Below are 15,383 nucleotides of genomic sequence, written 5' to 3'. Positions count from 1 at the left end.
GGCTTTCAAAAGGTATATATTTTGCAGTTAGGATTTTCTTATGACGTTTTATTGCTTCAATGATAAATTTGATGAGAGGCATTTAAGATTATGTAAGAAGGTTCAATATTTATTGAGAGTCGGTAGCACATCTTTATGATGGGATAAGCAATTACAGGTATTTCTGTTAAAGTTTTCTTTATAATTCATTCTATATTTTTGAGAATTTGTGTAGATTTTTGCAGAGTCACTTGGCAAAGAGCTCCTTGCTCGCTATAGAAATGGCTAGAGAATATTATAAATGAAATAAAGGTGGTTAAATGGCTTTAGAGCGTACTTTTTCGATGATTAAACCAGATGCAACCCGTCGTAATTTGACTGGCGCAATTACTAAAATGCTTGAGGATACGGGGCTGCGTGTCATTGCATCTAAACGTGTCTGGATGAGCAAACGTGAGGCTGAAAATTTTTATGCTGTTCATAAAGAACGTCCTTTTTTTAGTGAATTGGTTGAATTCATGTCTTCTGGTCCAACCGTTGTACAAGTTTTGGAAGGCGAAAATGCAATAGCTAAAAACCGTGAAGTAATGGGGGCGACGAATCCTAGTGATGCAGAAGAAGGGACAATTCGTAAGGTTCATGCTTTATCGATTGGCGAAAATTCTGTCCATGGATCCGATAGTGCTGACACGGCAAAAACAGAAATCGCCTTTTGGTTTTCTGAGGTAGAAATTGTTGGTTAATAAAGCTTTTATAATAATAAAGCGTATATAGAAAGCAAAAAACCGAAACACAATATTTCGGTTTTTTGCTTATAAGATTATAGACTTTTGGGGAAGCATAGGGAGCGTTAATCGTTTTTTTTTAGCTTTTAATATTGCAACTTCTTTTGTGAGAATATCAATTTTTTAAGAGTTTTTATCTACACTCCACCCTTACTTGTAATGTGCAAAAAAGAACTTTATTAATTTATCATTAATAGATTTAAACTCAACCAATCTTATGCTATTCTCATCTCTTATTTAAGTGCAAAAAGATAAATAATCATTATAAATTTCCATACTCTTCATAGGATAACGTGTTTTAAACCTGCACGAAAATAATCCCATCCTGTCCACAATGTAAGGAGGGCAGAAATCCACAGCATAGTAATGCCAAACTCTACTGTGTAAGGGAAAATTTTATTACCGGCTGGTCCAGCTAAAAGAAATACAATAGCGATCATCTGTACAAAAGTTTTCCATTTTGCAAGACGAGAGACAGGAACACTCACTTTTAACTCAGCCAAATATTCACGTAATCCTGATACAAGAATTTCTCTGCAAAGAATGATAATAGCTGCCCATAGTGTCCACCCAGCGATAGTACTGTCTGCGGCAAGCAAGAGCAAACAAGCAGAGACGAGAAGTTTATCGGCAATTGGATCTAACATGCGACCAATATTGGATGTTTGTTCCCAAATACGAGCAAGGTAACCATCAAGAAAGTCAGTAATGGATGCAACGATAAAAATGGAAACAGCAATCCAGCGAGTGATATCACTTGATTGTAGTCGCCCTTCTAAAAAAAAGCATGCAACAACCATTGGAACGGCAACAATTCGTGCATAAGTCAAAATATTTGGAAAAGAAAAAGTATGATTTTTCATGGAGCCATTTTTAATTCTTGTGAAAGAGAATATATTTCCTAAACGTAACAAGGCGAAGGTTATGAAACAAGCCTATTTTTCATGAAAATGGTTATGAATTTTTTGTGCAATTGTCATAGAGATTCCCGTAACTTTTTTTAAATCTTCAAGTGAGGCACTAGCAACAGCTTTGGCACTTCCAAAATGATGAAGCAACGCACGCTTTCTCGTCGGACCAATATTTTCGATTTCATCAAGTGGGTTTGTGAATGTTGCTTTTTTTCGTTTTATCCTATGAGCTCCAATCGCAAAACGGTGTGCTTCATCACGCAGACGTTGCAAAAAATAGAGGATAGGATCACGTGGAGGAAGTGTAAAGGAGGGGATACCTTTTATAAAAAATCGTTCACGTCCCGCATGACGGTCAACACCTTTGGCGATTCCAACAACCGTGAAAAGGTCATTTAATTGTAATTCAGCAAGTATTGCATGTACGCTGTTGATTTGTCCTTCACCACCATCGATTAAGATAAGATCAGGCCAAATGGGAAAAAGATCATCATCTTTTACGTCATGACTTCTATTTGGTAGATCATGCTCTTTGATAAGGCGTGAAAATCTTCGTTTAATTACTTCTTTCATCATGCCAAAATCATCGCCAGGCGTGATATCTGTTGAGCGAATATTGAATTTGCGATATTGATTTTTAACAAATCCCATTTGACCAGCAACAATCATAGCTCCTACAGCATTTGTTCCCATGATATGAGAATTGTCATAGACTTCTATCCGGCGTGGAGGAAAAGGTAGTGTGAATGTTTTAGCAAGACCTTGAAGCAATTTTGTATAGGTGGCTGTTTCAGAAAGCTTATGTTCAAGCGCTTCATGAGCATTGAGATAGGCATGATTAACAAGAGTTTTCCGTTCACCTTGTTTGGGTAAAGAGAGGGACACTTTGTGATTTGCTTTGAGACTCAACGCTTCTATAAGAAGTGTCTTTTCTTCAATTTCTTCAGATAAAAGGATGCTTTTGGGAAGTGGTTTATCATCATAAAATTGGGCAAGAAAACTCGCTAAAATTTCAGTGCGGGAAAAAGAGGAATCTGCTTTAGGAAAATAGGCACGATTTCCCCAATTTTGCCCCATGCGAAAAAAGAACACTTGAATACAGGTTATTCCTTCTTTTTGCGCAATTGCAAATACATCCGCTTCTTTTATCGTTTGAGGATTAATACCTTGATGGCTTTGTATATGAGAAAGGGCTGATAAGCGGTCACGATAGGAAGCTGCTTGTTCAAAATCAAGATTTTCTGCGGCTTTATGCATAGCTTGAACCATATCGCTTTTAATAGATTGATCTTTTCCCGAAAGGAACGCTTTTGCTCCATTCACCAGTTCTTTATAATCACTGTCACTAATTTCATGGGTACAAGGTGCAGAACATCGCTTAATTTGATAAAGCAAACAGGGGCGTGTACGATTTTCAAAAACTGAATCAGTACAGGTTCGTAATAAAAAGGCGCGTTGTAAAACATGAACTGTTTGTGTCACTGCACCAGCAGAAGCAAAAGGACCAAAATAGTGAGCCTTTCGTGTTCGCGCACCACGATGTTTGTAAAGTGCAGGCACTCGATGATCATCTGTAATCATAATATAAGGGAAACTTTTATCATCACGTAGTAATACATTAAAATGTGGATGCAATCTTTTGATGAGATTGGCTTCTAAAAGGAGTGCTTCTGTTTCTGTATGGGTAACGATAAATTCCATATGATATGTTGCACGAATCATGCGGGTAATACGATTATTGTGTCCTTGTTCACGTGTATAGTTTGAAACACGTTTTTTGAGATTACGGGCTTTGCCAACATAGAGAATATCACCATTTTCACCAATCATCCGGTAAACCCCTGGCTTATGCGGAAGGTGTCTAACAAACTCTTGTATGACTTTGACACCTTGGAATTGATTTTTCTCATTGCTTTGATTGGCATTATGCCATGTAATATTAGAGAGAAAAGAAAGCTTTTCCCCTTCATTTTGCGGACAATTTGTATTATTTCTCAGGACCATTCCGTTTATTAAGAATATGTTGTTTGTTTAATATATGAAATATTCTTTTTTATTAAATAATGATTATTTATGTCTTTATAATTTTTTTATAAATATAATCTTATAGCATAAGAGTATGATTTTAGAGAGCCGATCTTTCATAAAAAATATGAGAGTTGTTATTCTAAGACAGCTTTATGAATGTGCCTAATTTATCCATTAAAATGATTGGAATAGGAAATCCATGATGATTAAGAGGATAGACTTTCTAAAAGGGAAGAAATTAATTCACGCTGATCGTTATCATCTTATCATTATAATATGTTGATATTATCCCAAAAATCAAAGAACTTTATCATTTAATGCCTTTGTATCTTACAACATGATATTTGATTTAGGAAAATATAGAGAAAAACCTAACATAATAGATGTTCTTTTTGAAGCCACTTATGCGTTATTTGGGCATTTTCATCTTGTCCCAGACGGTTGATAAGAAAGGGGCTGAGTTTTTTCATTTCTTCTTCCAAAAGGTAGGGAGGGTTAATAATAATCATACCACTTCCATTCATTGTCGGTGGATTTGAACTTTTTCGGATACGCATTTCAAGCTGTAGAATCTTAGGAATTCCGGTTTGATAAAGCGCGTGAAGAAAACTTTCAATTTCTTTGTCATATTTAACAGGATACCATAAAGCGTAGATCCCTCCAGAAAAGCGACGATAGGATTTCGTTAATCCCTCAATAAGGCGGGAAAACTCTCCAGCTTTTTCAAAGGGAGGGTCAACAAGGATAAACCCACGTTTTTCTTTTGGTGGTACATGAGCATTTAAGGAAAGCCAGCCATCTAAATGCAGAACTTTTGTTTGATAATCTCCTGCAAAGTTTTTTGCTAAAATATGATAATCTTCATTGTGCAATTCTATTGCGGTGAGGCGATCTTGTTTCCGTAATAATTGACGAATAAGAACAGGAGATCCAGGATAAAATACAATTTCTTTTTCCCCTTTATTGAGGGCATCAATGATATCACACCATGGACAAAGGAGAGTTCTTAAATCTTCTGGAATAGGAGTTGAAAAAAACCGTTGGACACCTTCGCGCCACTCTCCTGTTTTATATGCTTCTAGAGAAGAAAGGTCATAAATACCGATTCCAGCATGCGTATCTATAACGCGAAAAGCTTTTTCTTTGCGTTTGAGATATTCTACAATGCGAGTGACAATAATGTGTTTAAAAACATCAGCAAAATTGCCAGCATGATAAATATGCCGATAATTCATGGAGTAAACTCTATCATATGTATAACTGTACCGGATTATTAGCATAGAATATTAGAATTGATATCCATAAAAATACTCTTGTAGAAATCAAATAATACCTTCACTCCCAAATTATACACTACAGAAAAAATATTAATGGCATAGGAGCATTTATTCACTGGGCTATTTTTATATTATGAGATTAATCGTTAAGATTTTTGATTTTTTTATATGAAAAATAGATAGGAAGAGGGAAAACATTTCAATAGAGATAGTTATGTTGTAAGAGAAGTTTCTTATGATCGCGGATTCTTTCAGGAAAACGATAAAAGACAAGCAATTAACGAGAATATTAGTGAAGTTTGTTAAAAATTGAAGGGTATCTTTCAAATTCATTCATAAATTTGCTTGTTTAAAGATTAAAGAATTTCAAATGCTTGATAAAAACATTGTTACATTTATCAGTTTTTTAACGAGCGTAAAATTATGGATAGGGCAATAAAGTACTGGTATTATAGTGATAGATTTTTGTAAAAGTGTGAATGAATCTCATTGGTTTAAGCAGAGCCAAAGCTTTACAATATACACGCTAAATGGCTTGGTTATTGTGTATGATGCTAAAATAAAACTTTTGAAAAGTGATATGTGCTCTGCAAGCGATCTCAATAAAATGAGGGATTTTTAATTAAAGTACATAGGTTTATCTATCTCTAACACTGTATTATCGAGCGGCTTTATGAGATAATCTTATAAAAAGACAAGGATAAGAAATTCTTTTTACATGGATTATGCTTCGATACCCATGCTTTTTATTGGATGTAATTTTTCATTAATGCCCATTCTGTTTTCAATACTGAGATAAGTTAAGCACATGATATTATGAGAAAGCATGCCCAGAATCCAGAGACTTGTAATAGTTAGGGCATGTAGCGGCTCAGAGAGCTGGTTATATGGAGGTATCTGGATAAAGGCGCAAGCTGGTCCCATTTTTTTACACGCCAGATATTTAATTGAATGCGATGATGGCTCATATTTCTTATTGTATATGGAATAATGGATGATAAAATTCCTACCAACGCAAAGAATAAATGTTGTACGTAAGATGATAGTTTTTGAAGAGACTGATGATGTGTTAAGAAAGTTTTGTAGAGATTTTTCTTTCTGAATTTTTTTAATTGAAACCATAAAAATTTTTTACAGTATGGTATGATCTTTATCAGCAACGGGTAATTTTGAGGAAATGTTTATAATGATATGTACAACATTGTTTAAAAGGAAAGACATGAGCTATAGTGTTTCTAGGAAGATGAGTAACCTAAGAGATCAGATGAAGTTACTTTAGAAAAGTTTTTGAGCCTTTTGAATTTTGTATGAAGCGGTTTATCATTTTTGAATGGTTGATGTTATAATACGCTAAAAAGGGGTAAAAGGATAAAAAGTTTTTTTGCAATAAAAAAGCGTGTGATTGCTTTTAAGTTAAGAAGAAAATATATAATTAAGATATTATATTTGATACATTCTTCAGAGGAAGCAATGAATAAATGAAATCAAATTTAAAAGCATAAAGTTAGAGAGAGTAATGGGTAATATTTTTTCACCAACGCATTTAATTATAATTTTATTGCTTATTTTTGTGCTTTTTGGGCGCGGTAAAATTTCTGAATTAATGGGCGATGTTGCTAAGGGGATTAAAGCCTTCAAAAAAAATATGAAGGAAGAAGATGACAGCATTAAGGACAAAGTTGAAATGGCGACTACTTCTCGAATAATTGATGTAGAATCTCAACAATCTCAGCCGTTATCAGTAAAACATGCAACAGCGCGCAGAAAGGCTTCTTCTGCTTCTAAAAAAAGAAAAACATCTGTTGCGAAAAAACAGTAACAAAAAACGCAATCATCATTGTGCATTATTTTTTGATGAGAAAGTTGAATTAAGAGATGTTTGGGATTGATGGACCAGAGTTTGTCGTAATCTTACTTGTTCTCATCATTGTTGTTGGACCGAAAGATTTACCTAAAATATTAAAGACAATAGCAAAGGTAAGAGCTCATATGTGTTTAATGGCAAATGAACTTCGTCATCAATTTGATGATGCAATAAGACAAATTGAGCTCGATGATTTGCAAAAAACATGTTCGAATATTAGCGATTCAAGCAAGAAGGTGACAGAGACTTTTGATCCCATTCAAAATACATTAGAAAATATCCACGATAATTTAGATATTAAGGCAACACACCATAAATCAGAAAAAGGTAAAGAAATTTTGGAATGCGATCAAAACGTAACCAATAAAGATACGACAGTATAAATTCCTTCTAAAGATAGAGAAGATGTGCCATGAATGTTAAGAAAGATGAAGTTGATGCCCATACGGTACCATTTTTAGAACATTTAATTGAACTTCGTCAGCGAATTATTGCTGCCTTGGTTGCATTTATGATCGCTTTTATGATGTGTTTTCTTGTTAAAGATTATATCTTAAATTTTTTACTATGGCCATATCAGTGGGCAATGAAAATAGCAGGGGGTAATCCTGAGGGTATTCGTTTGCAATCAACGCAAGTATGGGAAACTTTTTTAACGAAGATGAAGCTTTCTGCTTTTGGGGGAATTATTTTATCTTTTCCCTATACGGCTTTTCAGTTTTATAGTTTTATTGCACCAGGGCTTTATAAAAATGAGCGTATGGCTTTTTTACCATTTCTCATCGGAGGGCCTATTTTATTTTGTATTGGGGGAGCGTTTGTTTATGGTCTATTAGCGCCAATAATACTATGGTTTAGCCTTTCTCAACAATTTCTTCCAGATGTTCATTTAAAAATAGAGTTTATAGTGCGTATTTCTGATTATTTGGGCTTTATGACATCGTTTATCCTAATTTTTGGTTTGATTTTTCAATTACCTCTTATAATCAGTCTTTTAACAAAAGTTAGATTTTTAACGTCTCATGATTTGGTGTCTAAACGAAAATGGGCTATTTTGCTCTCTTTTATTATTGCGGCAATCATAACGCCGTCGGATTTTTTTACGATGTTTGCCGTGGCTTTACCAACGATAGCACTTTACGAGATTTCAATTTTAATTGCTTACAGTATAGAAAAGAGAAGAAAATCCGCTTAAGAAAAGTGTATAAGCTTATGCGATAAGAAATAAATAAAAACAATATACATAAATAAAAAAATATAAATGAGGAATTTTTATGCTTGATATTAAGTGGATTCGTGACAATCCTGAGAAATTAGATAAAGCACTCGTAAGTAGAGGTCTTGAGCCACAAGCTGAAAGGTTAATACAACTTGATCTTGCACGTCGGTCGCATATTGCTAAGGTGCAGTTGGCCCAGGAACGTCGCAATGCTGTTTCAAAGGAAATAGGACAGGCTTTAGCGGTATCTGATCAGCAAATGGCTGAACGCTTTAGAGCTGAAGTTGAAGAGATTAAAGCCTTTCTTTCCTCTGCAACAGCGGAAGAAAAACAGCTGACGGAGAATCTTGAGAAAATTCTTTCAGCACTGCCAAATATTCCATTAGATGATGTTCCAGAAGGTAAAGATGAAAGTGATAATGTCGTCATTCGACATTTTGGTACACCTCCAACATTTAATTTTACACCAAAGGAACATTTTGATCTTGGTCAAGATCTCAAGCAGATGAATTTTGAACGAGCGAGTCGTTTGTCTGGAACACGTTTTACAGTACTTTCAGGGGCGTTAGCACGGCTAGAACGAGCATTAGGCCAATTTATGCTTGATGTACATGTGAATGAGCATGGTTATACAGAAGTCTCAATACCTCTTCTTGTTCGTGATGAGATTGTTTACGGGGCAGCACAATTGCCGAAATTTGCTGAAGACCTTTTTCGTACAACAGATGGTCGATGGCTTATTTCTACAGCAGAAGTGCCATTAACCAATTTGGTCAACGATGAAATTCTTGAAATATCAGATTTACCACTGCGATTTTCTGCCTTATCTCCCTGTTTTCGTTCAGAGGCGGGAGCAGCCGGTCGTGATACGCGTGGTATGTTGCGTCAGCATCAATTTTGGAAAGTTGAAATGGTCTCGATTACCAGTGAAGAGCAGTCTTTAATTGAATTAGAACGTATGACGGAATGTGCAGAAGATATATTAAAACGGCTTTGTTTGCCTTTTCGCACAGTGGTTCTTTCTACGGGTGATATGGGGTTTGCAGCGCGTAAAACCTATGACATCGAGGTTTGGCTTCCTGGTCAAGAATGTTATCGTGAAATTTCTAGCTGTTCAGTTTGTGGAGATTTCCAAGGTCGTCGTATGAATGCGCGCTATCGTAAAGAAAGCGATAAAAAATTACATTTTGTTCATAGCCTTAATGGTTCTGGTACAGCTGTTGGACGTTGTCTTATTGCCGTGCTTGAAAATTATCAGCAGGCTGATGGATCAATTGTTGTTCCAGATGTTTTACAACCTTATATGGGAGGCATGCGTTGTATTACTGCTTAATTTTACGAAAGGAGAGACAATATGCGTTTATTGCCAAGAGGTGATGATATGCAAACGCAAGTTTTTGCCATTTTAAAAGAAGCAGTTTGTCAGTATGATAAAAGTGCACCTCCATTGGAGATTGAATGATACTATGGGGCAAAAGGGTATTTTACAATTTCGTGAGGAGTTAGCCGCTCTTGTACTGAAAATGCGTAGCAAAGGCATTGATGACGTGCGATTTTTTTCGGCATTAGAGAAAATTCCGCGTCAACAGTTTGTTGCTGCTCCTTGGTTTAATAGTGCTTATGATAATAAAGTTATTCCCCTTGAGTGTGGTGAATATATGGAACGTTTGGAAGAACAACTCTTAATTCTTTCGGCATTATCGTTGAAAAAAAGGCATCGCGTCTTAGAAATTGGTACAGGATCTGGTTTTTGTACTGCTCTTATGGCATGTCTGAGTGACCGTGTGACAACGATTGATCGTTATAAAACGCTGGTTGATTTGGCACGCCAAAAATTTCAAACTTTAGGCATTGAAAATATTGTTATACGGCAGATTGATGGAAGTCATAGTGTGACAGGCTTAGGATCATTTGATCGTATTCTTATTTGGCCATCACGTTTTGATGAACCCAAGGAATTTTTAGAACTTTTAGCTGAAAATGGAATTCTCATTCAGGCGATAGGACCTGACGAAGGGGTACAAACGGTGACGCGCTATACAAAAATTGGTAGTCGATTTGAGTGTTTAGAACTGTTCCAAGTGCGTTACCAACCTTTTATTAAAGGCATTGCGGAGATACTTTAATTTTTAAAAGTTAAGAAATTGCTGCAAATTGTCTGCGTTAAATTCATTTTGATCTTATGTAAAGATATTTATGAATAAAACATCTCATTTTAACTCTTCGGTAATTTAAAAAAGCTTTAATGGAGTGAGTTGATTATTGATGAGTGAGCAAAACGATGTGTCTAAAAGCTTTGGATAATATTTTCCAGCATAATTTTCAGAAAATAACTTTTTTAGCGGTGGTAACTATTGTTGCTGGTTGTAGTTCTGGTACACAGCGTTTTTCCAATATGTCTTCTCATCGTACGGTATCATCTCAATCAAATATATCGAGCACTATGTCTACAGATCCGCGAATGCTATCATACGGTAGTGGTATGATACAAAGCACTGAATTGCCACCTGTAGAATCAAGTGATGATTCGTGGGGAGATGACAATTCTCCCTATAATTTTTCACATCAAGGTAGGATAACTTCTTCTGATGGTCGCGTTATGGGCTCCCCTCCACGTAATCTTGGGACACTTTCTCGTTCACAAATGGATAAGTCTCCTATTTTTCGGCGGAATTCTTATATTGTCCAGAGTGGAGATACACTGCTCAGTATTGCACGACAAATAGGGGTTAGTGTTGAGGCATTAAAATTAGCAAATGGCATAAACAGCAATTCCATTTATATCGGTCAGGTACTTGTTGTTCCAAGCAGGCGTACATTAGCGGCCTCAAATGCACACAATAATAACAATTGGACAGTGTCAACAACAGAATCTGCATCCCAATCTCAAGTGATGCCCTCTATAAAAAACAAGAGGTCCTCTCCTATATATAAAGCTCCTGTAACAACGCAACCCTCTGCAAAGATGAACAAATCAAGTTCTGAGAAAAATTTTTCTAAACAGATGACGCAATTAAATCATGAGACTAGTTTGTCAAGTACTGTTACGAATACAGATAATATGACGACTCCGCAAGCCACAGGAATTTCTAAGATGCGTTGGCCAGTACGAGGGCGTTTGTTAAGCCAGTTCGGTCAAAAAAAGGGAACAGTAATGAATCGAGGAATAGATATTGCTGTGCCTGAAGGGTCTTCGGTAAAGGCGGCAGAAAATGGTGTTGTTATTTACGCGGGAGATGGGTTAAAAGAGCTTGGTAATGTTGTGATGATTCGACATGAAAATAATATTATCACTATTTATGGATGTAACAGTACGCTTGTTGTTAACAAGGGACAAAGGATAAGACGCGGTGATGAGATTGCTAAATCTGGTGTTTCAGGAAATGTTAAAACGCCACGTGTCTATTTTGAGATGCGTAAGAATTCATTACCTGTTGATCCCCTTAAATATTTAGAAAACTAATTTATTGATGACTTTTACATTTGAGTAGTCTTACAGTTTATAGAAACTTCATGAAAAACAATTGATTTTCTTAAATCAATAATATTGCAGCAAAAAGTCATTGGTTTAAGGAGAGTAGTTCGTTGGGGCGTTAGATATTACCATCTTTGTTTTTATGAAAGTGTAAGACAATAGCATCATACTATTTGTCAGCTTTCAGTGTTCCAACTGCTTTTACATCTGAGAGAAGCATGAAAAAAGATATTTCATGCCTTTTTTAAAAAGTTTTTGTCTACAGACTCATTTCATATGTGTGTCATATGTGTGCCTGCAAGAAAATCGTTTTGATTAATTCGGAGAGTTTGAAAATGAGAGCGTTTTACTGTATTTAGGTCTGTCATTCGATATCAAAAACGATAAATTATCTATATAAATTAAAGTTTTTTCATTAGAAAAATTATCTTGTATAATTTATTGAGTTAGTGAAAAGATTTATATTGTAGGATATACAATAGGGAAAGTGAATCTATTTTTTAAGATTTTTCTCATTGTATTTTGGTATTCTGTCTCTTAAGGATTTATTGTATTTTTGTAAAGCCGTGATTAGATGATGTGGTTATTGCTTTTTATGATAAATTCTTTAAGACTTTTTTCTGAATCGAAATTTTATTTTAATAGAGTGGGAAATACCTGAAGTTTAACTATAGGAGATAAAAATGTTTATTACGAACGCTTATGCTCAAGTTGCAGGCGATGTTTCCGGTGGAATTTCATTTGCTAGCGCAGTCCCATTCATTTTAATTTTTGCAATTATGTATTTGTTTATCATTCGTCCCCAGCGTGCCCAAATGAAAAGACGCCAAGAAATGCTTAATGCAGTACGTCGTGGTGATACAGTTATAACGGGTGGTGGTATTATCGGCAAGGTTACGAAGGTTCACGACGAGAGTGGTGAATTAGAGGTTGAAATTGGTGAGAGTATGAATATTCGTGTTATTCGCTCAACATTAGCTGATGTGCGTGTTAAAGGTGAGCCGATTGCAGAAAAAAAGTCAAAACTTAATACTAAAGCAAAAACACCACAAAAGTCTAAATCTAAAATGACAACGAAAGAAGATATGAGTATCTCTGAAGAGAAAAAAGCTATATCAAAGGAAAATGCATCTTAAGGTGTAGTGGCAGTTTTAAGCATTTTTATAAAAAGCTGGCAAGATCAAGACAATTTCATTGGGAAAATGGCTTTTATAGTGGCTACAGAAAATGGAGTTTTTGTTTTCTTTAGATTATTAAAATAGTTGCTTTATTTATAGAATATTACGCAATTTTTTCTGTCTTTAAAACAAGATCACTGTTTTTATAAAAAGAAATTTGTGAGTAAATAAGCTGAGAAAACTTTTTAAAAGATAGATTTATTTAAGCAGGTATAGCATTTGATTGCGGTTTATTATCAAATTTTCATATATTTGTTGTATGAGAAGATTAGGGTTTTATATAAAAGTTTTCACTTCAATACGCGGCTATGGTTAACATATCAATGTTTGTATCAGCCTTACTTTAATTTTTATGGTGAGAAGTAGCAAAGAGAATTGGATTATTTGAAAATAAAGGGTGTTTGTTCATGTTCGATGCAATTCAAATTCGTGAAGCACATTTCCCAAGTCGCGCACCTATTGATGCTTATGGAAATGGTGGGTTTCGTTTTGCTGATATGTCTCATAGAGGTTCTATTATTTGTGTACCATCAGGTATTTATGGCATTGACATGGCAGGGCCTATTCCCACTCAAGGGGATATATCTCGTATTTTAGAAGAAGCTTCTGAAATCGAAGTTTTATTAATAGGTACTGGAATTGAATTATTGCGATTACCTGAAGAGTTACGGGTGCTTTTATGGGAAAAACATATTTCATCAGATACAATGAGTACGGGAGCGGCGGTGCGTACATTTAATGTTTTATTGGCTGAAGATCGCGCTGTTGCGGCGTTATTATTTGCGGTAGAATAGAGTATTGTTTAATAAAATAAATGCCCTCTTCTAGTATGAAAGACTTGTGTGATTATTTTTCTGCGCTGTAACGTACCGTCGTTTAAGGCGGTGATATAAGCGGTATAGAATATACATAACTTAATACATTAAGTGTTTTTAAATACAGCAGCAAGTATTTAGAGCAGAGCTTTGCTCGTGGTTCCTAATATGAATCACATGAGTGATCAACTCTTGGCACTTGAGACAGTCCATAAGAGGCATTTTAAATTCTTTCTTATACAGTTTTTACCTACAAGCCAGCCCAGCTTGTGACGTGCAAGGGAATAGTTTTGATTGATTCAACATGGAATTGGTTTGAAATGAAAGCATTCTACGATATTTGGGATTCTCATTTAACATATAAAACAATAAATGATCATTGTAAATCAATGTGTTGATAGTAATAGAAACTCACCGAGAGAAATTGGATTTTTTACAAATTGCTGTTGGTAGAAATCTTTGTCCTTTAGGATGGGGAGGAGATCAATGATTTGATGAAGTTTTTGTGATCAGTGCATTTTATAAAATAACATTGTCATCTATTCAGTGAAAAAGTGCTTTGCGTTGTTTGTTATTCTAAGTTTCACTATGCATGTTACAATTAGTTTTTAGCTTTTTTTACTGCAAATGAAAACTTTAGTCCAATAAGATAATTTTTATCAGAAAAATTATTTATTTAATTTTTTTCTTTCTAAAAGGAAAAGTGACTAGAAAAGAAATTTTAATTCATAATACAGTTAAGAGATACATTTAAAAATCTTATTTTCTGAACTGTATTTTCTTATCCCTCATTTCTTAATATGAATAAAAAGAGGATATTAATTTAATTGCTAAAAAGGGACGTTAATAGGTTCATAGAATGATAGGCTCTCTTCCTTATTGTCTTAATATTTTACGTACCATGGATCGTGATCGCTATATATCGGTTTTATTTGCGCCTACAAAAAAGCGCCAAGCATTGGCTGCTCTTTATGTATTTAATGCTGAAGTTTCTCGTATTCGCGAAAGTGTACATGATCCACTCATAGGAGAAATACGGTTACGTTGGTGGTATGATTCTATTGCTCATGGTAACATGCAAACGAGTGGAAATAATCCGATTTTGAGTGATTTATTGAAAGCAATAACTCTTTTTAATTTACCTAAGACAGCTTTTTTACGTTATTGTAATGCACAAATTTTAGATCTTTATCAAAATCCAATAGAAACACTTCATGATCTCGAGCATTATTGTGGTGAGACAGCAAGCATAATTTTACAGCTTTCTTGTCAGATATTAGATCCTGATACTGCACAAGAGTTTACAGATATCTATGAACATGGAGGGATTTCTCAAGGATTAAGCGGTATATTGCGTCTTTTATCATTCATGCAATCACGATATCAGTATTATTTACCTACTGATATATTAAAGGCTGTAGGAGTGAATAGGGAGGATTTGGAATCTCACCGTCTCAGTGATCAACAAAAGGGTCGTATTGTTGAAGCTATGGTAGCATTATCGCGCGATCATTATACCCAATTTTACGAGTATTCTTGTGCTTTACCTAGAGTTCTTAAGCCAGCTTTTCTTCCATTGGTCATTGTGCCGGCTTCTCTTAAAAAAGCTATACAGCTGGGGGCTGCAATTTTTCAAGAGAGTGCAACTTTACCATTGATATATCGCTATTGGTTAATAACAAGGGCAGCAATAGGCGGCAATTTTCCAAAGATACTGTAAAAGAATATTACCACGTTGGAATGCGTAACATATAGACTGATTTTCTCATATGAAGATAAAAGGAACTATTGTGATTCAAAACCATTTTTTTGTTATAAAAAATGTTGACGTTTTAGTTGTTGTGAACGCAAA

At 35.0% G+C, this 15,383-nt stretch carries 13 protein-coding genes; 10 read left to right on the top strand and 3 right to left on the bottom strand.

Going from position 1 to position 15,383, the window contains the following annotated elements; translation table 11 throughout:
- The first annotated feature begins 299 nt into the window (after positions 1 to 299).
- The gene (gene ndk / locus ACFIK6_RS01540; protein ID WP_375641483.1) at positions 300 to 722 is read left to right on the top strand and encodes a nucleoside-diphosphate kinase; all 423 of its coding nucleotides are present in this window, start codon (positions 300 to 302) and stop codon (positions 720 to 722) included.
- Positions 723 to 1,045: 323 nt separating this feature from the next.
- On the opposite strand, the gene pgsA is transcribed toward ndk, so the two are convergent.
- The 3 genes from pgsA to ACFIK6_RS01525 all read right to left on the bottom strand — a co-directional run bounded on the left by pgsA (position 1,046) and on the right by ACFIK6_RS01525 (position 4,938).
- On the bottom strand, positions 1,046 to 1,627 hold the full coding sequence (pgsA, locus tag ACFIK6_RS01535) for a CDP-diacylglycerol--glycerol-3-phosphate 3-phosphatidyltransferase (protein WP_273723320.1): 582 nt from the start codon (positions 1,625 to 1,627) through the stop codon (positions 1,046 to 1,048).
- A 72-nt stretch (positions 1,628 to 1,699) separates the two neighbouring features.
- On the bottom strand, positions 1,700 to 3,679 hold the full coding sequence (uvrC, locus tag ACFIK6_RS01530) for an excinuclease ABC subunit UvrC (RefSeq protein ID WP_375641482.1): 1,980 nt from the start codon (positions 3,677 to 3,679) through the stop codon (positions 1,700 to 1,702).
- A 395-nt stretch (positions 3,680 to 4,074) separates the two neighbouring features.
- Entirely contained in the window at positions 4,075 to 4,938 is an 864-nt protein-coding gene (locus ACFIK6_RS01525; RefSeq protein WP_375641481.1) for a 23S rRNA (adenine(2030)-N(6))-methyltransferase RlmJ, read from the bottom strand.
- A 1,558-nt stretch (positions 4,939 to 6,496) separates the two neighbouring features.
- Here ACFIK6_RS01525 and tatA point away from each other — a divergent pair.
- From tatA to ACFIK6_RS01480, 9 genes are all read left to right on the top strand, one after another.
- Positions 6,497 to 6,799, top strand: a complete 303-nt coding sequence (tatA, locus tag ACFIK6_RS01520) for a twin-arginine translocase TatA/TatE family subunit (protein WP_375641480.1) — start codon at positions 6,497 to 6,499, stop codon at positions 6,797 to 6,799.
- A 56-nt stretch (positions 6,800 to 6,855) separates the two neighbouring features.
- Entirely contained in the window at positions 6,856 to 7,227 is a 372-nt protein-coding gene (locus tag ACFIK6_RS01515; RefSeq protein WP_375641479.1) for a twin-arginine translocase subunit TatB, read from the top strand.
- Positions 7,228 to 7,256: 29 nt separating this feature from the next.
- Positions 7,257 to 8,039, top strand: coding sequence for a twin-arginine translocase subunit TatC (tatC, locus tag ACFIK6_RS01510; RefSeq protein WP_375641478.1), 783 nt, complete (start codon positions 7,257 to 7,259; stop codon positions 8,037 to 8,039).
- A 79-nt stretch (positions 8,040 to 8,118) separates the two neighbouring features.
- Positions 8,119 to 9,396 carry a serine--tRNA ligase gene (gene serS, locus ACFIK6_RS01505; RefSeq protein ID WP_375641477.1) on the top strand — a complete coding sequence of 426 codons (1,278 nt, stop codon included), beginning with the start codon at positions 8,119 to 8,121 and terminating at the stop codon, positions 9,394 to 9,396.
- A gap of 133 nt (positions 9,397 to 9,529) precedes the next feature.
- Complete coding sequence (locus tag ACFIK6_RS01500) at positions 9,530 to 10,189, top strand: protein-L-isoaspartate(D-aspartate) O-methyltransferase (RefSeq protein WP_273791164.1); 660 nt, start codon at positions 9,530 to 9,532, stop codon at positions 10,187 to 10,189.
- 155 nt (positions 10,190 to 10,344) lie between these two features.
- The gene (locus ACFIK6_RS01495) at positions 10,345 to 11,526 is read left to right on the top strand and encodes a peptidoglycan DD-metalloendopeptidase family protein (RefSeq protein ID WP_375677287.1); all 1,182 of its coding nucleotides are present in this window, start codon (positions 10,345 to 10,347) and stop codon (positions 11,524 to 11,526) included.
- A gap of 695 nt (positions 11,527 to 12,221) precedes the next feature.
- On the top strand, positions 12,222 to 12,674 hold the full coding sequence (gene yajC, locus ACFIK6_RS01490) for a preprotein translocase subunit YajC (RefSeq protein ID WP_375656762.1): 453 nt from the start codon (positions 12,222 to 12,224) through the stop codon (positions 12,672 to 12,674).
- A 449-nt stretch (positions 12,675 to 13,123) separates the two neighbouring features.
- Positions 13,124 to 13,510: an Mth938-like domain-containing protein gene (locus tag ACFIK6_RS01485; RefSeq protein ID WP_375641474.1), complete on the top strand. Its 387-nt coding sequence runs from the start codon at positions 13,124 to 13,126 to the stop codon at positions 13,508 to 13,510.
- Positions 13,511 to 14,390: 880 nt separating this feature from the next.
- The gene (locus ACFIK6_RS01480; protein ID WP_375641473.1) at positions 14,391 to 15,251 is read left to right on the top strand and encodes a phytoene/squalene synthase family protein; all 861 of its coding nucleotides are present in this window, start codon (positions 14,391 to 14,393) and stop codon (positions 15,249 to 15,251) included.
- Positions 15,252 to 15,383 lie beyond the last annotated feature (132 nt).

The sequence above is a fragment of the Bartonella sp. AS69XJJH genome (assembly GCF_042195585.1).
GTDB lineage: Bacteria > Pseudomonadota > Alphaproteobacteria > Rhizobiales > Rhizobiaceae > Bartonella.
Note: the sequence above shows the minus strand (reverse complement) of the source record. Positions and strands in the feature narration are given on the sequence as shown.

Coding starts and splice junctions, on each gene's coding strand:
- ACFIK6_RS01500 (WP_273791164.1), top strand. CDS start 9,530: ATGGGGCAAAAGGGTATTTTACAATTTCGTGAGGAGTTAGCCGCTCTT.
- ACFIK6_RS01495 (WP_375677287.1), top strand. CDS start 10,345: ATGTGTCTAAAAGCTTTGGATAATATTTTCCAGCATAATTTTCAGAAA.
- ndk (WP_375641483.1), top strand. CDS start 300: ATGGCTTTAGAGCGTACTTTTTCGATGATTAAACCAGATGCAACCCGT.
- serS (WP_375641477.1), top strand. CDS start 8,119: ATGCTTGATATTAAGTGGATTCGTGACAATCCTGAGAAATTAGATAAA.
- ACFIK6_RS01480 (WP_375641473.1), top strand. CDS start 14,391: ATGATAGGCTCTCTTCCTTATTGTCTTAATATTTTACGTACCATGGAT.
- tatC (WP_375641478.1), top strand. CDS start 7,257: ATGAATGTTAAGAAAGATGAAGTTGATGCCCATACGGTACCATTTTTA.
- pgsA (WP_273723320.1), bottom strand. CDS start 1,627: ATGAAAAATCATACTTTTTCTTTTCCAAATATTTTGACTTATGCACGA.
- ACFIK6_RS01515 (WP_375641479.1), top strand. CDS start 6,856: ATGTTTGGGATTGATGGACCAGAGTTTGTCGTAATCTTACTTGTTCTC.
- yajC (WP_375656762.1), top strand. CDS start 12,222: ATGTTTATTACGAACGCTTATGCTCAAGTTGCAGGCGATGTTTCCGGT.
- ACFIK6_RS01525 (WP_375641481.1), bottom strand. CDS start 4,938: ATGAATTATCGGCATATTTATCATGCTGGCAATTTTGCTGATGTTTTT.
- uvrC (WP_375641482.1), bottom strand. CDS start 3,679: ATGGTCCTGAGAAATAATACAAATTGTCCGCAAAATGAAGGGGAAAAG.
- ACFIK6_RS01485 (WP_375641474.1), top strand. CDS start 13,124: ATGTTCGATGCAATTCAAATTCGTGAAGCACATTTCCCAAGTCGCGCA.
- tatA (WP_375641480.1), top strand. CDS start 6,497: ATGGGTAATATTTTTTCACCAACGCATTTAATTATAATTTTATTGCTT.